Source organism: Vibrio comitans (genome assembly GCA_024346835.1).
GTDB classification, from domain to species: Bacteria; Pseudomonadota; Gammaproteobacteria; order Enterobacterales; family Vibrionaceae; genus Vibrio; species Vibrio comitans.
Genome location: AP024867.1, coordinates 697,975 through 721,016 on the forward strand (window position 1 = coordinate 697,975; position 23,042 = coordinate 721,016).

Genomic DNA, 23,042 nt, shown 5'->3' on the forward strand with positions numbered 1-23,042 from the left:
GTGAGGCAACTTTAACGATGTAATTTAGAATCAAGCAATCTGTGTTGAATGATCAAACCCTCACTTAGACGGCGTGGTTTACTAAGTGTTTGTTTTATTGGTATTTAATGGATTAGTACCTTGTTGAACTAACTTGAATTTTGTTCTAAATACTCATTTATGGGTAGGCAAACGATGGTTTAGTCCTATGAAATAGCTATTTGTATGCTCTTGTTGCGCTCATCTTCATAAAATTATCAGGTCAGGCGCTAAGTATTTTGAGTGTTCAAAGAGGACGGGGATTACAGTTGGCCTAGTGGCAATAAATGTAGGCAAAAAAATGCCCCAACAAACTAGTTAGGGCAAAGGGAGTCTCAGGTGTGGACTTTTCAATAAGAGATGGTGGTCAAGATGACCATAAAAACGCTCAAGGCGTTAACTTTGTAGGTCGAACTGCCTAGTATTTGTGGCTTAATCAAATACTAAGCGAGGTTCACGAGTGAGTGTAATCAAAGCCGTGCTATCAACACACTCACATATGTCTGATCAGACCCATCAAATGCTTTCATTTATAAATCTCTTTCATTAAGAGTTAAATAAAATCAACAGATTAAGCGAACACTATTACTGTTGTGATGTGTGGTGTTCAAAGAAAATGGATTTCTCATGAGGACAAAACGTCGTATTTACATCGAGCAGAGAGAGCACTGAACAGTAAAAATTGTCCTGAGTGAACGGCACTTCTTTATTTTTAACCACGTCATCATACTTGAACGTTGATGAGTCATTTAGCCAAGCGACAGCCGCGACGTGTTTTTGTACCTCTGGTGCAAATGCAAAAGGCATTCCATGTAAATAAACATCATTCTCTCCCAAAGATTCGCCGTGATCGCTGACGTAGAACAGAGCGGTTTTGTATTGCTTTGAATACTGATCTAACCAATCAATGCTGCTATCAATGAAGAAATCAGTAAATAGCATGGTGTTATCGTAAGCATTGATGATTTCGTCACTTGAGCACTTAGCTAATTGATTGCTTTTACACACGGGAGTGAACTGTTCAAAGACTTGAGGATAGCGCTTAAAGTACTCAGGGCCGTGACTGCCCATCGCATGAAGTACTATGACAATATCTTGGTTTGGGTGCTTATCAACATAGTCATCCAGACCAACCAGCATTCCGGTATCTCGGCATTCAGGATCGCAAATTGTATTCAGGTCGGAAGATTTAAATGATTGATAATCAACGCGTTCAGCAACCCCTTTGGAGCTGGAGTTGTTATCTCTCCAAAGTACGGCGACGTTATTTTCGTGCAGCGTGTCTAGGGCATTGAGTTTGTTGTAGATTGATTTGCTGTCAAACTCATCTCTTGGATCAGGCGAGAACATACAGGGTACAGACACTGCGGTGGAGGTGCCACAACTGGTCATGTGAGTGAAGCTAATGACTCCCTTGCGCTTGCTGAGCCTTGGATTTGTCTGGCGTTTATAACCATTCAGAGAAAAATGGTCGGCGCGTCCCGTTTCTCCGACAATCAGTACAATGAGATCGTGTTTGTTGGGGTCGCTATGCTCTACCCTGGCATCCGGAGCAACATTGATCATTTCAGACTCAGGCTTAAGCGGACTGACATGGCTTTTGCCAAAATACTTACCAACAGAATAGAGTGGGAAAAGAGGAGCAGAGTAAAACCTAACACTCTTGTACTCTCGAAAAAATGAGGCGTAATTCGCGCTATAAGGCACCAGTGCTGCGGCTATCATCACAACCGCTAACATGATAGAGAAAAGCTTCGCTCTGATTTCTTTGAGAATACCCTGATAGCCTACAGGCGCTTTATAAACAAGATATGCGGGTACTAACGCTCCCAGAAGCATAACAACCACAAACTCTACCGAGAGCAGGCCAAAAGCCTCACTAGTGTCTGTCTCGATGATGTTTCTTAGCATCACAGTGTCAACCACGATGCCGTAAGTCCAAGAGAAATACGCAGCTGAAGCGCCAATTAAGAATCCAATTATCAGCACTAACTTAGTGAATAGTCGTCCACCTAAGATAGAAAAGACCAAGGCATGGGCAGCAATTAAAAACACAACAACACTGATTAAAAATCCGGTATTGCCATCACTTGCGGGAAAGGCATCAGTAAAGTGCTTAAAGAACGAAAAGTTGAAAAGTGCGGAGTAGGCGATGGCACATAACCATATTAGCCGATATTGTCCGGTGATCATCCTAAATAGAAAGTTCATTGTATTAACCCTTTGCTCACAATTATCCCCTTAAAGGGGAGCAAGATAGCAATTGAGTGCAGTGATGACTGAAAGTAAAAATTAGATTACTGCGAAGAATGCTCTGCTTATAAAGATTCTAGCTGTTAATGACAATGTGATGTGCAAATCATCGCTAGGTAAGGAGGCTAACCCTTTGATTTTTTGTGTTTGGAGTAAGACAAATAAAAGAAAGCCTCTCAAATTGGATTTTTGAGAGGCTTTGTTGTTTATTAAGTAAGGCTAAGTGAGACTAATTACTTCCGCCTAGCGGCACAACTAAGATATCGACTGGTGAGTTGTGTATTAGGTGTTTGGAGTAGGAAATAATGCGACTCCAGAAGTCATGGTGATGTCCACAGATTAGGATGTCACAGCCGTAACTTGCGATGGTGTCAGCTAGCTTATCGCTCAGGTCTCCTGTACCAATCAGAAAGTGCTTGATGGGCTGATCGGTATACTCTGCGAGTTGTTTCAACTGCTCTAGAGAAGCACGCTTGATCGGTGGTTCTTGTTCATCTACCTGAATATCTACCAAGTCTGGATAAATCTCTCCGTGTGATCCATCGATGTGAATAAATGAAACCTCAGCGTCGAGTATTTTTGCCAGGACGGCAGCTCTATCAATAAGCACCTTGCTGTCTTCTGCGAGCTCTAGTGCGACTAGTATATGTTTGTATTTCATAACGGCACTCCTGTTTCCTTAATAACACTTTCAATAATAGACACTTTTTTAAAAAAAGAGTGTAGGGGAGCTCTCACATCAGAGAATAACCACTTTAATACTAAGGTTTATGTGACACCGATATATACTTCTGTTTTATGGCTACTGGTGCCTGTTTTTGTAGTCTTGAAATTCCTCGAGAATCCCATCGATAACCGCTTGTTGAGCATTGGTTTTACGGGTTCTATGGCGATAAACCAAGAGAATATCGCGCTGAGAGAAATCATACTCTTTAAGCCATTCTACTAAGGTCCCTTTGGCTAGGGCCTGCTCTGCGAAATACTCAGAAACAAACGCAAATCCCATACCATTTTCAGCCATTTGAATAACAGACTCTGCACTTGCTAGCGATATCTTAGGGTAGAGTTTAACGGTTTCGAGGTTATGCGCACTTTTGTTGTAACCAGTAATTAGTTGATGCTGCAAGTGGCCGACGTAATCAATGTCTTTGAGTTGCGTTAATGTTGTTGGAGGCGTTTTTAACAACGTAGGTGAAGCCACAATTCTGACGTTAATGGACATGAGCTTTTTAGCGACTAAGTTGCTGTCTGGAAGATCGCCAACGAGTACGCCTATATCAGCATCTGGATCCAAAGCTGAGGTATCAGAGGCTGGGATAAATTTCAGTTTCAGTTTCGGGTATTTACGAAGCAAGCTTTCCATTTTATTTTTAATAAAGTACTGATAAACGAAGTCAGTACAATCAATAGTTACCCGTCCGGATACATCGTCTTTATCGCTATTGATGTTTTCTAGCTCATCACAAAGGTTGGTAAAATGGGAAGACAGACGTTCATAGTATTGCTTGCCCGTGTTAGTGGGTTTAAGGCTGGCTTTAGAACGAATAAACAGGGGGGATCTGACTTGCTCTTCCAAGTATGCAATGCGTCGACTGATAGTTGAAAGAGGGATTTCAAGCTCTTCACTTGCGGCTTTCATACTGCCAAGTTTTACTACCTGACAGAATAGGTAGAAGTCATCTAGGTTACGTACCATGTTCCATACAACGTCTGTAAGTATCTGTTATAAAAATACATTACAGACGCTGAAGGTGCGAGCTTATTTGCTTAGAAAACGAGTCTAAAGGGTTACGAGAAGCGTCCACCGTTACGTTTACCGTCTTCGTCGCCGACAAAACTGCCACCGGTTTTATCACTTGGATCTTCCCAAGTGTATCCGCCACCCGTTTTCTCACTAGGGTCTATCCAAGCAAAGTTGCCACCAGTTTTGTCACTAGGGTCTTCCCACGTGTATCCGCCACCGGTTTTCTCGCTAGGGTCTATCCAAGCAAAGTTACCACCAGTTTTGTCACTAGGATCTTCCCATGTATAGCCGCCACCCGTTTTCTCGCTAGGATCTATCCAAGCAAAGTTGCCGCCAGTTTTGTCACTAGGGTCTTCCCAAGTGTAACCACCGCCCGTTTTTTGGCTGTAATCCGTAAACGAGATCGTGGTTTGTTGGTCGGTGATTTGAGTCGTGTCTTGATTTGCTGCGAATACAGCAGGAGTAACAAATAGAGTTGTAATTAATAGTGTTGATAGGGTTTTCATACGCTCACCTTTATAGATTAATTAAAAGTTGATATTCCGCATTCCCTGCCGACAAGAAGAATATTACGCCTAGCTATTGATTCCGTAAATATAAAATATTAGAAACTTCAATCTCATTAATGGGATGTAAAATTAAGAGAGAAATAATGAAGAAGTGTTTGAATTAAAAATGGCGCATAAAAAAATCCCAGAGTGAGGGGAATCACTCTGGGATTTAGGCGTTTGGGGGGATTACATCAAGCTATTACAGCTCGATAGTTACTGTCTCGCCATCAACAGTTAGTTCTAGCGTGTTACCAACAAGCTTGTGAGACACTTCAACTTGCTCGCCTTCGTTCTTGTTAGGAACTAGAAGAGTAAGGATGTTGTGCTCTTTAGAAGGCTTGAATTCCACTTCAACGTGACGGTGGATTTCAAGATCTTTGTACTCGTATGGGTCAACTTCACCGAAGCCTTCAACGTTCTTCACAGAAGTGATGTTGTCAGCAGACTCGTTGATGAAGTTCACGTCTAGGTGCGCTTTCTCACCACGGATAGTGAATGCTTTCTCAGCTACTTCGTTAGCAAAAGTAGTGTGCATTAGCCAAGTCATGTCTTTCTCTTCAGAAAGAGTAGCCTTGTCTTGCATTACGAATACTTTACCTTGAACGAACCAGATCTTACGCTTGTAAGACTCGATTTCAGGAACGAAGTACTTGTAAGAAGCCGTTGCATCACCTTCAACCATCTTCACAGCAGATTCTGTGTCGTAGTCTGTGATGTTACCGCCAGCTTCGATACAGAAGCGATCTTGGTGACCTTCGTAGCCAGTGTTCTTGTTCTCGCCGTATTGACCTTTGCCACCGAATAGAGGCAGGTTCTTAGAGAACGTTTGACGACGCCACTTAGTGTGCATGTCAACACCGAAACCACCGTAGTAACCAGTGATTGCAGCTAGAGTTTCGCCAAATGCGTGTAGAGTGAACGCGTTTTGGTCACCGTGAGAGTGGCTGATAGAGCCAAACGGAGAACACTTGAATACCATGTGGATATGGTTATCACGCTCAGTCATTTTGTTGTGGAACGCAGCCCAACCAGTGATTGGGAAAACTTTTAGCAGTGGGTCGTTAGACGGTGCTTGCTCTTCTGGCGCATCCCAAAGGATGTTGAAGCGAAGATCGTCGTAGCCGAAGTCCCACCAACCGAAGTTGTAGAATTTAGTGTGCGCTTCAGTATCACGACCTTTAAGTTGGTTGTAGTACCAAACGTACTCAGGCTTCTGGTTAACACCTGCGTAGTGCTTGATGTTGTAAGCCAGTTTTAGACCTGGGAAATCACCGATTGAAGACTGGTCACAGAAGCTTGCGCGCTTAGAGTGAACAGGCATGCAGTATAGTGGGAAGTCACCTGTGTTTTCGTAGAATGTTTTGTTAAACATGTCTACGCCACAGTACGCTTTCAATAGGTCAAATGCTTCGCCTAGGAATGCTGTTTGAGTGTTCCAGTAGTCAGGACCTTCAGCCCAACCGCCGTCTTCACCGCCCCATGGTGGGTAGTGTACTGCGTAGTATTCTAGTGCGTATGCAATGTACTCACCTGCTTTCGGGTGATCGTGGTAAAGCGCGATACACGTTGGGATGATAGCAGAAGAAATAGAACGAACACCGTGGCTGTTTAGTGGGTTGTTCAGTAGATCAACCGTTACGCGTAGGTGGTGCATGATTTCGTCTAGACGAGTAACCAATGCATCTCTTACGATTGCACGCTCTTCATCAGAGAAGTGAGCGTTTAGCCAGTCGTAGCCCCAAGCCATAGCAGCAACTACGCGGAAAGCCGCTTCATCGTTGTAGCCACGAGAAGTTACACCATCTGGATCGTAAGTCGCTAGTTTTAGAGTCCAAGCTTTTGCTTTTGCAATAAGATCTTCGTCTTCGCTAACGATACCAGCAATAGATAGGTTACGAGTAGCGTTAAGAGCCATTTGGCAATCAACGTACATTTGACGCCAGTATGGACGCCAAAGAGAAGCTTTACCTACTGTCTCAGGTGGGTAAGCTTGAGGCTCTTCAAAAGGTGCTGTGTCGAAGAACTTCTCAGTAGAATTTTTGATGAAATCATCGTACATGCAGAAAGAAGGATCTTCTTTAACTTTAGCTTTGAATTCAGCTAGGTCTGCACCTTGTACTAGAAGACGTGGACGTGCTTCAGATAGGTTTTCTAGGAAAGAAAGGTCAAAGTCTCTTTTTTGAACTTCGATCGGTAGAAGGTCTACCAGGTTGCCAGCTGAAGTATCATTCTCCAGCTTCATCTTTCTGATAGCATCAAGCGCTTTGTCGTTGCTCATTACGAACTCCCGTAAAATGTGTTTGGGGGAACAAATAAAATTCTTATAAAGCTTATTGTAATACAATTAACCAAAGATCACGATTGCCATTTCACAAAATTGTTCATTTTGTGACGCCCTCCGCAGGTCTAGCGTTTCCTTATGCAAGACATTGATTAAAAAATAGCAATGTTTATATGAGCCTAGGAAGTATTCTCCCGAGATTATTCTCGATGAAACGACGCTCATTTCAAAACTTTTTCACTGGTATTTTCTCATCAACTATGTGGCTGAATTCCCTTATATAGTATGACTATTTGCTCAAGAATACCGGTCAAATGGTTCATTAACCGAGTCAAAGATAGTCGAAAAATCACATCATGTGATCAGTGTGAAAACTTGTTCGAGATTCTTATAGATCGTGAGAAACGCCTTTTGAGGATTAAAGGATAGATACGTTTAGTTACATTTTTTGTTTGGGGAGACCTAGGGAAAAATCGCAAGCGCTGGAGAGACGGATGATCTCCGGTGACAAACATATTCTGTCTATTGAAGTGATATTCAAGGGGTAAAGTTAAGATTATTTTATATCAGGGAAGCCAATCACAGATGTCTCTGAGTTTTGTTGGTGGAAGTGCCAGTCGTTTGCTACGTTTAAGTTACAGAGTGATAAGAAAGGTATAATAAATGAAAGTAAATGTTCAAACGCATCACGTATCAATTACTGAAGATTCACGCAAAGAGATTGAAGGGAAATTTGATAAGGTAGCAAGTCATTTTCCGCAACTCATCAGTTGCGACATTATTATCACTAAAGAACACGGGGAACACGAGGTAGAGATTTTTACCAACTATGAAGGCGTAAGAGTTTCAGCAAAATCAAACAATGAAATCATGTACCCAGCCATTGCGAGCGCGCTGAAAAAACTAGAAACAGGTCTTCGTAACCGCAAAGGGCAACTTAAGTCTGATTTACATGAAAAGCCAACCAGCACTAAGCCCGAAATTGCATCTGACATTATTCAGGAAATGAAATTAGTTTAGTTTTCTATAAGACACGTTCTACCATCAGCCGGCATTCATATGCCGGCTTTTTCATATTTGGATGCTTGCTATTCTCAAAATGAAAGTCATTTTGACTTTCCTCCCCTCAAAACGCAGTTATCTACTGGCATGCTTCTTGTAAGAATCACTCAAAGTGCAGTATCTGGCTCGACCGATTGAGTATCTGACGTTCTATTTGTGATCCAATGTAAGGTTTGAAACGAATATAAGTTGTTAATTAAATATTACAATAGAGTTGTTGACTTCTTAATGATACATTTCGGTTAGGCGCAAAGGATGCGCAAGAATTGAAACAAATGCTGACAGAATGTTAGCGGGAGAAAACATGGACAGTATCTCATTTGCACAGGAAGTGTTGCTGGGCGACGCTTGGCTAGTCATAGATGCAAACGGTAATTTGAAGTTAGCCAACGAGGGGTACATCCCTCAAAACGGTGAAGTCGTTCTATCGGTTGGTGATCAGGCTATTAGCGTCCCAGAAGACCTAGTGAAAGAGCTTAAGATAAGCCAAGCTCAACAAAATTCTTCGGACCAGCAAATTGCCAAAAATCTTCAAGATGGCGAAGATCCAACCCAAGTAGAGGGTGCGGAGTCTGCGGCTGGAGACGAGTCTGGCTCTAGTTTAACTGCCACTGGCGCTGTTCAGCGTGATAATGCAGAAACTATCGCTCAAACCACCTTCGATACAGAAGGTTTTGCTGGCTATCAGTTTACCGAAGAGCAAGAAAGTGCCGTTAATCAGTTTTTTGCTGATGCCAATACTATTCTTCCTCCTGCTGAAGGATCAGAGCCTCAAGATGACAAGATTGTCATCCCTACCGCTGTTGATGATCTGCTAGAAACCCTAGAAGACCAGAATGTAAACTTAGACTTACTCGATAACGACTTTGTAAATTTAGATGACATCGAGATCGTCGATATTTCTGTACCAGCAGATCAAGGTACTATCCACCAAAACCCAGACGGTAGCTACTACTTCAAACCAGCCAAAGACTTCAATGGCGAAGCCGAAATCGAATACACCATTAAAGACGGTAGTGGTAACGAAGACAGCGCGACTGCTATTGTCGTCGTTGTCCCAGTAAATGATGCACCTAGCGCTATTGACGACACTGCCATCATTGAAAAAGATACGCCGATTGTTATCGATGTCCTCGAGAACGACAAGGACATCGACGGCGACGATATCAAGTTAGAGGAGGTATCACTGGTTGACCCTTCACAAGGTATCGTCGAAATCGTCGATGGCAAATTGAAATTTACGCCGGCGAAAGATTTTACCGGCGAAGTAAAGATTATATACGTTATCAAAGATGAAGGTGGATTGGAGTCGTCGGCGGACGTCGTGGTAACGGTTGTCGACACCATCGCCACAGTTGCGCCAACGGTGGCCATCACAGAAGATACCAACAACGATGGCACCATCGATCGCACTGAAATCGATGACAAGGTAGATGTAAAAGTCACCGTACCAGAGGGTGCGCAAGTGGGCGATACTCTGAAAGTGAGCGGTCAAGACGACTTGACCCTGACTCAAGACCACTTAGATAATGGCGTGACTTACGAGTACGACCGTCCAGCCGATGGCCAAAGCTTGGAAGTGGTTGCGACCATTGTTGACCAAGCGGGCAACGAATCTGCAGAAGGCAGCGACAGCGCAGTAATGGGTGACACTACCGCGACCGCCGCGCCAACCGTGGTCATCACTGAAGACAGCAATAACGATGGCACCATCGATCGCACTGAAATCGATGGCAAGGTAGACGTGAAAGTTACCGTTCCAGTGGGTGCGCAAGTAGGCGACATTCTGAAAGTGAGCGGTCAAGATGACGTGACCCTGACTCAAGACCACTTAGACAATGGCGTGACTTACGAGTACGACCGTCCTGCAGATGGCGAGACACTGACTGCAACCGCAACCATTGTTGACCAAGCAGGTAATGAATCTGCAGAAGGCAGTGACAGCGCCATCATGGGCGACACTACTGCGACCGCCGCGCCAACCGTGGTCATTACTGAAGATACGAACAACGATGGCACCATCGATCGCACTGAAATCAGCGGTAAGGTAGACGTAAAAGTCACCGTACCAGTGGGTGCGCAAGTGGGCGATATTCTGAAAGTGAGCGGTCAAGATGATGTGACCCTGACTCAAGACCACTTGGACAATGGCGTGACCTACGAGTACGACCGTCCAGATGATGGCCAAAGCTTGGAAGTGGTTGCAACCATTGTTGACCAAGCGGGTAACGAATCTGCAGAAGGCAGTGACAGCGCAGTAATGGGTGACACTACTGCGACCGCCGCGCCAACCGTGGTCATCACTGAAGACAGCAATAACGATGGCACCATCGATCGCACTGAAATCGATGGCAAGGTAGACGTAACAGTTACCGTTCCAGTGGGTGCGCAAGTAGGCGACATTCTGAAAGTGAGCGGTCAAGACGACGTGACCCTGACTCAAGATCACCTTGATAATGGCGTGACTTACGAGTACGACCGTCCAGCCGATGGCGAGACACTGACGGTAACCGCAACCATTGTTGATCAAGCGGGTAATGAGTCAGCTCCGGGCAGTGACAGCGCAGTAATGGGTGACACTACCGCGACCGCCGCGCCAACCGTAGTCATCACCGAAGACAGCAATAACGATGGCACCATCGATCGCACTGAAATCAGCGGTAAGGTAGACGTAACAGTCACCGTACCAGAGGGTGCGCGAGTAGGTGATACCTTGAAAGTGAGCGGTCAAGATGACGTGACCCTGACTCAAGACCACTTAGACAATGGCGTGACCTACGAGTACGACCGTCCAGCCGATGGCCAAAGCTTGGAAGTGGTTGCCACTATCGTCGACCAGGCGGGGAACGAATCTGCAGAAGGCAGTGACAGCGCCATCATGGGTGACACTACTGCGACCGCCACGCCAACCGTGGTTATTACCGAAGACAGCAATAACGATGGCACCATCGATCGCACTGAAATCAGCGGTAAGGTAGACGTAAAAGTCACCGTACCAGTGGGTGCGCAAGTGGGCGACATTCTGAAAGTGAGCGGTCAAGACGACGTGACCCTGACTCAAGACCACTTGGACAATGGCGTGACCTACGAGTACGACCGTCCAGCTGATGGTGAAAGCCTTGAGGTGGTTGCGACCATCGTCGACCAGGCGGGCAACGAATCTGCAGAAGGCAGTGATAGCGCAGTAATGGGCGACACGACCGCGACCGCCGCGCCAACCGTGGTCATCACAGAAGATACGAACAACGATGGCACCATCGTTCGCACTGAAATCGACGGTAAGGTAGACGTGAAAGTCACCGTACCAGAGGGTGCGCAAGTGGGCGATACTCTGAAAGTGAGCGGTCAAGACGACGTGACCCTGACCCAGGACCACTTAGATAATGGCGTGACTTACGAGTACGACCGTCCAGCCGATGGCCAAAGCTTGGAAGTGGTTGCGACCATTGTTGACCAAGCGGGCAACGAATCTGCAGAAGGCAGCGACAGCGCAGTAATGGGTGACACCACCGCAACCGCCGCGCCAACCGTGGTCATCACAGAAGATACGAACAACGATGGCACCATCGATCGCACTGAAATCAGCGGTAAGGTAGACGTAAAAGTCACCGTACCGGTGGGTGCGCAAGTAGGTGATACCTTGAAAGTGAGCGGTCAAGACGATGTGACCCTGACCCAAGACCACCTTGATAATGGCGTGACTTACGAGTACGACCGTCCAGCCGATGGCGAGACACTGACGGTAACCGCAACCATTGTTGACCAAGCGGGTAATGAGTCAGCTCCGGGCAGTGACAGCGCCATCATGGGTGACACTACCGCGACCGCCGCGCCAACCGTGGTCATCACAGAAGATACGAACAACGATGGCACCATCGATCGTACTGAAATCGACGGTAAGGTAGACGTAAAAGTCACCGTACCCGTGGGTGCGCAAGTGGGCGACATTCTGAAAGTGAGCGGTCAAGATGACGTGACGCTGACCCAAGACTACTTAGACAATGGCGTGACTTACGAGTACGACCGTCCTGCCGATGGCGAGACACTGACGGTAACCGCAACCATTGTTGACCAAGCGGGTAATGAGTCAGCTCCGGGCAGTGACAGCGCAGTAATGGGTGACACCACCGCGACCGCCGCGCCAACCGTGGTCATTATCGAAGATATGAACAACGATGGCACCATCGATCGCACTGAAGTCGATGGCAAGGTAGACGTAAAAGTCACCGTACCAGTGGGTGCGCAAGTGGGCGACATTCTGAAAGTGAGCGGTCAAGATGACGTGACCCTGACTCAAGACCACTTGGACAATGGCGTGACCTACGAGTACGACCGTCCAGTTGATGGTGAAAGCCTTGAGGTGGTTGCGACCATCGTCGACCAGGCGGGCAACGAATCTGCAGAAGGCAGTGACCGCGCAGTAATGGGCGACACCACCGCGACCGCCGCGCCAACCGTGGTCATCACTGAAGATACGAACAACGATGGCACCATCGATCGCACTGAAATTGATGGCAAGGTAGACGTAAAAGTCACCGTACCAGAGGGTGCGCAAGTGGGCGACATTCTGAAAGTGAGCGGTCAAGACGACGTGACCCTGACTCAAGACCACTTGGACAATGGCGTGACTTACGAGTACGACCGTCCTGCCGATGGCCAAAGCTTGGAAGTGGTTGCGACCATTGTTGACCAAGCGGGCAACGAATCTGCAGAAGGCAGCGACAGCGCAGTAATGGGCGACACTACCGCGACCGCCGCGCCAACCGTGGTCATCACTGAAGATACGAACAACGATGGCACCATCGATCGCACTGAAATCGATGGCAAGGTAGACGTGACAGTTACCGTACCCGTGGGTGCGCAAGTAGGCGACATTCTGAAAGTGAGCGGTCAAGATGACGTAATCCTGACCCAAGACCATTTAGATAATGGCGTGACCTACGAGTACGACCGTCCAGCCGATGGCGAGACACTGACGGTAACCGCAACCATTGTTGATCAAGCGGGTAATGAGTCAGCTCCGGGCAGTGACAGCGCAGTAATGGGTGACACTACCGCGACCGCCGCGCCAACCGTGGTCATCACTGAAGATACCAACAACGATGGCACCATCGATCGCACTGAAATTGACGGTAAGGTAGACGTAACAGTCACCGTACCCGTGGGTGCGCAAGTAGGTGATACCTTGAAAGTGAGCGGTCAAGACGACGTGACGCTGACCCAAGACCACTTAGACAATGGTCTGACTTACGAGTACGACCGTCCAGCCGATGGCCAAAGCTTGGAAGTGGTTGCGACTATCGTCGACCAGGCGGGCAACGAATCTGCAGAAGGCAGTGACAGCGCCATCATGGGTGACACTACCGCGACCGCCGCGCCAACCGTAGTCATCACCGAAGACAGCAATAACGATGGCACCATCGATCGCACTGAAATCAGCGGTAAGGTAGACGTAAAAGTCACCGTACCAGTGGGTGCGCAAGTGGGCGACATTCTGAAAGTGAGCGGTCAAGACGACGTGACCCTGACTCAAGACCACTTGGACAATGGCGTGACCTACGAGTACGACCGTCCAGCTGATGGTGAAAGCCTTGAGGTGGTTGCGACCATCGTCGACCAGGCGGGCAACGAATCTGCAGAAGGCAGTGATAGCGCAGTAATGGGCGACACGACCGCGACCGCCGCGCCAACCGTGGTCATCACAGAAGATACGAACAACGATGGCACCATCGTTCGCACTGAAATCGACGGTAAGGTAGACGTGAAAGTCACCGTACCAGAGGGTGCGCAAGTGGGCGATACTCTGAAAGTGAGCGGTCAAGACGACGTGACCCTGACCCAGGACCACTTAGATAATGGCGTGACTTACGAGTACGACCGTCCAGCCGATGGCCAAAGCTTGGAAGTGGTTGCGACCATTGTTGACCAAGCGGGCAACGAATCTGCAGAAGGCAGCGACAGCGCAGTAATGGGTGACACCACCGCAACCGCCGCGCCAACCGTGGTCATCACAGAAGATACGAACAACGATGGCACCATCGATCGCACTGAAATCAGCGGTAAGGTAGACGTAAAAGTCACCGTACCGGTGGGTGCGCAAGTAGGTGATACCTTGAAAGTGAGCGGTCAAGACGATGTGACCCTGACCCAAGACCACCTTGATAATGGCGTGACTTACGAGTACGACCGTCCAGCCGATGGCGAGACACTGACGGTAACCGCAACCATTGTTGACCAAGCGGGTAATGAGTCAGCTCCGGGCAGTGACAGCGCCATCATGGGTGACACTACCGCGACCGCCGCGCCAACCGTGGTCATCACAGAAGATACGAACAACGATGGCACCATCGATCGTACTGAAATCGACGGTAAGGTAGACGTAAAAGTCACCGTACCCGTGGGTGCGCAAGTGGGCGACATTCTGAAAGTGAGCGGTCAAGATGACGTGACGCTGACCCAAGACTACTTAGACAATGGCGTGACTTACGAGTACGACCGTCCTGCCGATGGCGAGACACTGACGGTAACCGCAACCATTGTTGACCAAGCGGGTAATGAGTCAGCTCCGGGCAGTGACAGCGCAGTAATGGGTGACACCACCGCGACCGCCGCGCCAACCGTGGTCATTATCGAAGATATGAACAACGATGGCACCATCGATCGCACTGAAGTCGATGGCAAGGTAGACGTAAAAGTCACCGTACCAGTGGGTGCGCAAGTGGGCGACATTCTGAAAGTGAGCGGTCAAGATGACGTGACCCTGACTCAAGACCACTTGGACAATGGCGTGACCTACGAGTACGACCGTCCAGTTGATGGTGAAAGCCTTGAGGTGGTTGCGACCATCGTCGACCAGGCGGGCAACGAATCTGCAGAAGGCAGTGACCGCGCAGTAATGGGCGACACCACCGCGACCGCCGCGCCAACCGTGGTCATCACTGAAGATACGAACAACGATGGCACCATCGATCGCACTGAAATTGATGGCAAGGTAGACGTAAAAGTCACCGTACCAGAGGGTGCGCAAGTGGGCGACATTCTGAAAGTGAGCGGTCAAGACGACGTGACCCTGACTCAAGACCACTTGGACAATGGCGTGACTTACGAGTACGACCGTCCTGCCGATGGCCAAAGCTTGGAAGTGGTTGCGACCATTGTTGACCAAGCGGGCAACGAATCTGCAGAAGGCAGCGACAGCGCAGTAATGGGCGACACTACCGCGACCGCCGCGCCAACCGTGGTCATCACTGAAGATACGAACAACGATGGCACCATCGATCGCACTGAAATCGATGGCAAGGTAGACGTGACAGTTACCGTACCCGTGGGTGCGCAAGTAGGCGACATTCTGAAAGTGAGCGGTCAAGATGACGTAATCCTGACCCAAGACCATTTAGATAATGGCGTGACCTACGAGTACGACCGTCCAGCCGATGGCGAGACACTGACGGTAACCGCAACCATTGTTGATCAAGCGGGTAATGAGTCAGCTCCGGGCAGTGACAGCGCAGTAATGGGTGACACTACCGCGACCGCCGCGCCAACCGTGGTCATCACTGAAGATACCAACAACGATGGCACCATCGATCGCACTGAAATTGACGGTAAGGTAGACGTAACAGTCACCGTACCCGTGGGTGCGCAAGTAGGTGATACCTTGAAAGTGAGCGGTCAAGACGACGTGACGCTGACCCAAGACCACTTAGACAATGGTCTGACTTACGAGTACGACCGTCCAGGCGATGGCCAAAGCTTGGAAGTGGTTGCGACTATCGTCGACCAGGCGGGCAACGAATCTGCAGAAGGCAGTGACAGCGCCATCATGGGTGACACTACCGCGACCGCCGCGCCAACCGTAGTCATCACCGAAGACAGCAATAACGATGGCACCATCGATCGCACTGAAATCAGCGGTAAGGTAGACGTAACAGTCACCGTACCAGGGGGTGCGCGAGTAGGTGATACCTTGAAAGTGAGCGGTCAAGATGACGTGACCCTGACTCAAGACCACTTAGACAATGGCGTGACCTACGAGTACGACCGTCCAGCCGATGGCGAGACACTGACGGTAACCGCAACCATTGTTGATCAAGCGGGTAATGAGTCAGCTCCGGGCAGTGACAGCGCAGTAATGGGTGACACTACCGCGACCGCCACGCCAACCGTGGTTATTACCGAAGACAGCAATAACGATGGCACCATCGATCGCACTGAAATCAGCGGTAAGGTAGACGTAACAGTCACCGTACCAGTGGGTGCGCAAGTGGGCGACATTCTGAAAGTGAGCGGTCAAGACGACGTGACCCTGACTCAAGACCACTTGGACAATGGCGTGACCTACGAGTACGACCGTCCAGCTGATGGTGAAAGCCTTGAGGTGGTTGCGACCATCGTCGACCAGGCGGGCAACGAATCTGCAGAAGGCAGTGATAGCGCAGTAATGGGCGACACGACCGCGACCGCCGCGCCAACCGTAGTCATCACAGAAGATACGAACAACGATGGCACCATCGTTCGCACTGAAATCGACGGTAAGGTAGACGTGAAAGTCACCGTACCAGAGGGTGCGCAAGTGGGCGATACTCTGAAAGTGAGCGGTCAAGACGACGTGACCCTGACCCAGGACCACTTAGATAATGGCGTGACTTACGAGTACGACCGTCCAGCCGATGGCCAAAGCTTGGAAGTGGTTGCGACCATTGTTGACCAAGCGGGCAACGAATCTGCAGAAGGCAGCGACAGCGCAGTAATGGGTGACACCACCGCAACCGCCGCGCCAACCGTGGTCATCACAGAAGATACGAACAACGATGGCACCATCGATCGCACTGAAATCAGCGGTAAGGTAGACGTAAAAGTCACCGTACCGGTGGGTGCGCAAGTAGGTGATACCTTGAAAGTGAGCGGTCAAGACGATGTGACCCTGACCCAAGACCACCTTGATAATGGCGTGACTTACGAGTACGACCGTCCAGCCGATGGCGAGACACTGACGGTAACCGCAACCATTGTTGACCAAGCGGGTAATGAGTCAGCTCCGGGCAGTGACAGCGCCATCATGGGTGACACTACCGCGACCGCCGCGCCAACCGTGGTCATCACAGAAGATACGAACAACGATGGCACCATCGATCGTACTGAAATCGACGGTAAGGTAGACGTAAAAGTCACCGTACCCGTGGGTGCGCAAGTGGGCGACATTCTGAAAGTGAGCGGTCAAGATGACGTGACGCTGACCCAAGACTACTTAGACAATGGCGTGACTTACGAGTACGACCGTCCTGCCGATGGCGAGACACTGACGGTAACCGCAACCATTGTTGACCAAGCGGGTAATGAGTCAGCTCCGGGCAGTGACAGCGCAGTAATGGGTGACACCACCGCGACCGCCGCGCCAACCGTGGTCATTATCGAAGATATGAACAACGATGGCACCATCGATCGCACTGAAGTCGATGGCAAGGTAGACGTAAAAGTCACCGTACCAGTGGGTGCGCAAGTGGGCGACATTCTGAAAGTGAGCGGTCAAGATGACGTGACCCTGACTCAAGACCACTTGGACAATGGCGTGACCTACGAGTACGACCGTCCAGTTGATGGTGAAAGCCTTGAGGTGGTTGCGACCATCGTCGACCAGGCGGGCAACGAATCTGCAGAAGGCAGTGACCGCGCAGTAATGGGCGACACCACCGCGACCGCCGCGCCAACCGTGGTCATCACTGAAGATACGAACAACGATGGCACCATCGATCGCACTGAAATTGATGGCAAGGTAGACGTAAAAGTCACCGTACCAGAGGGTGCGCAAGTGGGCGACATTCTGAAAGTGAGCGGTCAAGACGACGTGACCCTGACTCAAGACCACTTGGACAATGGCGTGACTTACGAGTACGACCGTCCTGCCGATGGCCAAAGCTTGGAAGTGGTTGCGACCATTGTTGACCAAGCGGGCAACGAATCTGCAGAAGGCAGCGACAGCGCAGTAATGGGCGACACTACCGCGACCGCCGCGCCAACCGTGGTCATCACTGAAGACAGCAATAACGATGGCACCATCGATCGCACTGAAATTGACGGTAAGGTAGACGTAAAAGTCACCGTACCAGTGGGTGCGCAAGTGGGCGACATTCTGAAAGTGAGCGGTCAAGACGACGTGATCCTGACTCAAGACCACTTGGACAATGGCGTGACTTACGAGTATGACCGTCCAGGCGATGGCCAAAGCTTGGAAGTGGTTGCCACTATCGTCGACCAGGCGGGCAACGAATCTGCAGAAGGCAGTGACCGCGCAGTAATGGGCGACACCACCGCGACCGCCGCGCCAACCGTGGTTATCACTGAAGATACGAACAACGATGGCAGCATCGATCGCACTGAAATCGATGGCAAGGTAGACGTGAAAGTTACCGTACCAGTGGGTGCGCAAGTCGGTGATACCTTGAAAGTGAGCGGTCAAGACGACGTGACGCTGACCCAAGACCACTTGGACAATGGCGTGACTTACGAGTATGACCGTCCAGGCGATGGCCAAAGCTTGGAAGTGGTTGCCACTATCGTCGACCAGGCGGGCAACGAATCTGCAGAAGGCAGTGACAGCGCCATCATGGGTGACACCACTGCGACCGCCGCGCCAACCGTGGTCATCACAGAAGACAGCAATAACGATGGCACCATCGATCGCACTGAAATCGATGGCAAGGTAGACGTGAAAGTCACCTTACCCGTGGGTGCGCAAGTAGGTGATATTCTGAAAGTGAGCGGTCAAGATGATGTGACGCTGACTCAAGACCACCTTGATAATGGCGTGACTTACGAGTACGACCGTCCTGCCGATGGCGAGACACTGACAGTAACCGCAACCATTGTTGACCAGGCGGGCAACGAATCTGCAGAAGGCAGTGACAGCGCCATCATGGGTGACACCACCGCGACCGCCGCGCCAACCGTGGTCATCACAGAAGACAGCAATAACGATGGCACCATCGATCGCACTGAAATCGATGGCAAGGTAGACGTGAAAGTCACCGTACCCGTGGGTGCGCAAGTAGGTGACATTCTGAAAGTGAGCGGTCAAGATGACGTAATCCTGACCCAAGACCATTTAGATAATGGCGTGACCTACGAGTACGACCGTCCAGCCGACGGCCAAAGCTTGGAAGTGGTTGCGACCATCGTCGACCAGGCGGGCAACGAATCTGCAGAAGGCAGTGACAGCGCAGTAATGGGTGACACCACCGCGACCGCCGCGCCAACCGTGGTCATCACAGAAGACAGCAATAACGATGGCACCATCGATCGCACTGAAATCGATGGCAAGGTAGACGTGAAAGTCACCGTACCCGTGGGTGCGCAAGTAGGTGACATTCTGAAAGTGAGCGGTCAAGATGACGTAATCCTGACCCAAGACCATTTAGATAATGGCGTGACCTACGAGTACGACCGTCCAGCCGACGGCCAAAGCTTGGAAGTGGTTGCGACCATCGTCGACCAGGCGGGCAACGAATCTGCAGAAGGCAGTGACAGCGCAGTAATGGGTGACACCACCGCGACCGCCGCGCCAACCGTGGTCATCACAGAAGACAGCAATAACGATGGCACCATCGATCGCACTGAAATCGATGGCAAGGTAGACGTGAAAGTCACCGTACCCGTGGGTGCGCAAGTAGGTGACATTCTGAAAGTGAGCGGTCAAGATGACGTAATCCTGACCCAAGACCACTTAGATAATGGCGTGACTTACGAGTACGACCGTCCTGCCGATGGCCAAAGCTTGGAAGTGGTTGCGACCATCGTCGACCAGGCGGGCAACGAATCTGCAGAAGGCAGTGACAGTGCCATCATGGGCGACACTACTGCGACCGCCGCGCCAATCGTGGTCATCACAGAAGATACAAACAACGATGGCACCATCGATCGCACTGAAATCAGCGGAAAGGTAGACGTAAAAGTCACCGTACCAGTGGGTGCGCAAGTGGGCGACATTCTGAAAGTGAGCGGTCAAGATGACGTGACGCTGACCCAAGACCACTTAGACAATGGCGTGACCTACGAATACGACCGTCCAGTCGATGGCGAGACACTGACTGTAACAGCAACCATTGTTGACCAAGCGGGCAATGAGTCAGATCAGGGGATAGACAGTGCGACCATGGGGGACACTAATGCAGTGCCAACCACCTCAGATAATTCCGTCACTGGAACAGAAGATACCGCAATCGTATTTAACTGGAATCAATTCAATGCGAGCGATATTGATACTGCGGATGCAGATCTTTCCGTCGTCATTAAGTCTTTGCCAGCAGACGGCATTTTAGAAGTATTGATTAACGATGTTTGGCAGGAAGTGAGCGTTAATGACTCTATCTCCAAAGCGGATATTGATGCCGGTAGTTTACGGTTTACTCCAGATGCGAACGAGTCTGGCTATGATGGCTTCTCTGGTTCTGATTCTGAGTTTGGTGATCAAAAGCCAAACTATGTAGAGTTTGATTTCGCAATAAGCGATGGAAACTCAGAAAGCACAGAAGCTTCAATTACCATCGATATTAATCCAGAGGTGGACGCTCCTGATTTGTTGGTTCTTCAAGAACGAACAGAAGCCTCAATAAACTTCCAAGACGCGGTTCTTCCTAGTGGAAAAAACTGGAGTTCAGATATCGATGTGAGTGCCGTGTTGGGGGGGGATACCCTAGGCACATGGTACGCGAATGATGACAACAAGGTGGAAATTGGTAAGGAGTCAGTTTATCGCTCTGGTGCCAGTCAGAGTAACTTGGTGTTAGAGATTGAAGCGGATAATGGTGATAACTCTATCTATACGGATATCTCGGTTGAGGAAGGGCGTTATTATAGCTTTACCTTTGATGCTGCCGCCCGTCGCTGGGAAAATGGAGATAGCGATCTAGACGTGCTTTGGGTGAGATTAGACGATCAAGGCAATCCTATTATGGATGAAGCCGTAACACTCTTTGCTTTCAGACCTGATGACAATACATGGGAAAGAAATATACAAGTTACACTGCCTTCTGATCAGGAAGGGGATTATCGCCTAATTTTGCAATCTACTGACGCAAATAGCTATGGCGCCATTGTTGATAACCTAGTGCTTGAGTCTTCAGATGCAAAAGGTACAGAAGGTGAGTTTGTTGACCTTTGGGATTTAAGTGCAGGGCTAACTGATACTGATGGGAGCGAGACGCTAACGCTAACTTTAGAAGGTCTTCCTGAAGGCACAATTATTAAAGATATCAACGGCAACGAAGTTGTTGTTGACTCTAACGGTTGGGTGGATATCACTGGCCTTGATATTGCCACATTAAAAGCGAATGTGACGGAAGCAGGAGACTATGATGTAGTCTTTACTGCTACTGCCACGGAAACCAGTACTGGAGATACAGCATCCTCTAGCGCGACTCTTCCTCTTATTATTGAAAGCTCTGAATATAAGGTGCAAACCGCTTCTTATGGCGATGATGTTATTGTTGGTACAGATGCAAACGAACTGATCGTTGGAGATGTGCAAGGCTTCCAGATCGTTGCTGGAGAAGATTATAACATTGCATTTATTCTTGATACGTCAGGCAGTATGGGCTCTGTTATAGAAGAGGCTAAGACTCAGATAACGAATGCTTTTGAGCAAATAGCAAAAGTCGCTACAGAAGATAGCTCTGGTACAGTGAATATCATGTTATTAGGCTTTTCTGGATATAGAAATCCTGCTGATTCTGATAATGGATTACCAGATGGGGCAGGGAGTGCAGTATTAGAAGTCTCACTTGACCTATCACAATACCTGAATGACCCAGATGGAGCTTTAGAAGACTTTAAAAATGAAATAAAAGATATTAATGCATCAGGACATACTAACTACGAAGAGGCTTTCAACAAGGCGATAGAGTGGTTTAACAGTCTTTCAGATACAGGTGCATCTAATCAAACCTTCTTTATTACTGATGGCGAGCCTACAAGGGCAAATCAACTTACCGATGTGTCATTAGACAGTTTCTTGATTGGTTTTAATGAGTCAACAGGAAAAGTGGAGACTCTAGGTGACTTATTGCCTAGTGGTTACACCGAAGGTACAGAGGTAATGTGGAATGGCATTAAAGTCATAGATTCAAATGGCAATGTAACATCACCATACACTGAAGAGACTATTGGTGTGGTTACCCCTGATGGCTTTAGTGATAAAGACGGCTGGACATACTCTACTAATGAAGCGCAGCAGGCTCAGCACTACTTTGGCATTCTTGCAGCGATGTCGATAGTGGAAGCGATTGGCATTGGTGATGGTGTTCAGTTGAGTACATTGCAGTTGTTTGATAGTGACGCTTACGTTGAAGCCAATATTGACGTTAAAGACTTAGAAGCTGTAATTCTGGGTAAAAAGACAGCGCTAGATCTAGGTGAGGATTCAATTGAATCAGGAAAGGGTAGAGATATCCTATTTGGAGATTCGGTTATCTTTGAGGATGGCGGTGTTCAAGGCGTACCGGCAATTCAAGAATATATTGCAACTAAGTTGGGTGAGGACTCAGGTTCTGATGTTCCTGTCTCAAGTGTTTCGACTAAAGATATGTTTGATTACATTTCAACACATAGTGAAGAGTTCGATCAGTCCAACGACACTCACAAAGCCGATATATTAGATGGTGGCTCTGATGACGACATTCTATTCGGGCAAGGTGGCAACGACATTCTAACCGGTGGTACTGGTGATGATTTGCTGTTGGGTGGAGCAGGCGACGACATACTAAATGGTGGCATGGGTGAAGACATCATGACTGGAGGCACAGGTGCCGACACCTTTGTATGGACTCAATCTGACTTACGTGTCTTCAATGAGACGGACACTATCATAGACTTCTCCATTGCTGATGGAGATAAGTTGGACCTTAGTGAGGTATTCTCAGATGTTTCTGATGATACTGATCTAGATGCTTTGTTGACCCAACTAGAAGGTACTATTACAGGTGACGCTACGCAGTCCTTCTTGACGGTAGAAAGAGGTGAAGAGTCGTTCACTATTGAACTGCAAGGGGTGTCTTCCACCGAGTTGACCGCTAACTTAGCAACCATAATTCAGTTAACTGATAGCTAATAGAATAACCCCAAGCTAAATAGCTTGGGGTTT

The 23,042-nt window shown here is 48.7% G+C and carries 7 protein-coding genes; 2 read left to right on the plus strand and 5 right to left on the minus strand.

The annotated features are described in order from the left end of the window. Positions 1–603: 603 nt before the first annotated feature. From OCU46_RS16980 to OCU46_RS17000, 5 genes are all read right to left on the minus strand, one after another. Positions 604–2,229, minus strand: coding sequence for a phosphoethanolamine transferase (locus tag OCU46_RS16980; protein WP_141270333.1), 1,626 nt, complete (start codon positions 2,227–2,229; stop codon positions 604–606). A gap of 271 nt (positions 2,230–2,500) precedes the next feature. Beyond that, positions 2,501–2,932 (minus strand): universal stress protein, encoded by a 432-nt coding sequence (locus tag OCU46_RS16985; RefSeq protein ID WP_141270331.1) that lies wholly within the window; start codon positions 2,930–2,932, stop codon positions 2,501–2,503. A 141-nt stretch (positions 2,933–3,073) separates the two neighbouring features. Beyond that, a complete protein-coding gene (locus OCU46_RS16990; protein WP_141270329.1) occupies positions 3,074–3,967 on the minus strand; it encodes a LysR family transcriptional regulator in 894 nt (297 codons plus the stop codon). 92 nt (positions 3,968–4,059) lie between these two features. Further along, the gene (locus tag OCU46_RS16995) at positions 4,060–4,521 is read right to left on the minus strand and encodes a hypothetical protein (protein WP_141270327.1); all 462 of its coding nucleotides are present in this window, start codon (positions 4,519–4,521) and stop codon (positions 4,060–4,062) included. A gap of 244 nt (positions 4,522–4,765) precedes the next feature. Continuing rightward, complete coding sequence (locus OCU46_RS17000) at positions 4,766–6,844, minus strand: DUF4962 domain-containing protein (RefSeq protein ID WP_141270325.1); 2,079 nt, start codon at positions 6,842–6,844, stop codon at positions 4,766–4,768. A 666-nt stretch (positions 6,845–7,510) separates the two neighbouring features. On the opposite strand from OCU46_RS17000, the gene hpf reads away from it, so the two are divergent. Further along, positions 7,511–7,867: a ribosome hibernation-promoting factor, HPF/YfiA family gene (hpf, locus tag OCU46_RS17005; RefSeq protein ID WP_141270323.1), complete on the plus strand. Its 357-nt coding sequence runs from the start codon at positions 7,511–7,513 to the stop codon at positions 7,865–7,867. 346 nt (positions 7,868–8,213) lie between these two features. After that, positions 8,214–23,009, plus strand: coding sequence for an Ig-like domain-containing protein (locus tag OCU46_RS17010; protein WP_337972470.1), 14,796 nt, complete (start codon positions 8,214–8,216; stop codon positions 23,007–23,009). The last annotated feature ends 33 nt before the right edge of the window (positions 23,010–23,042 follow it).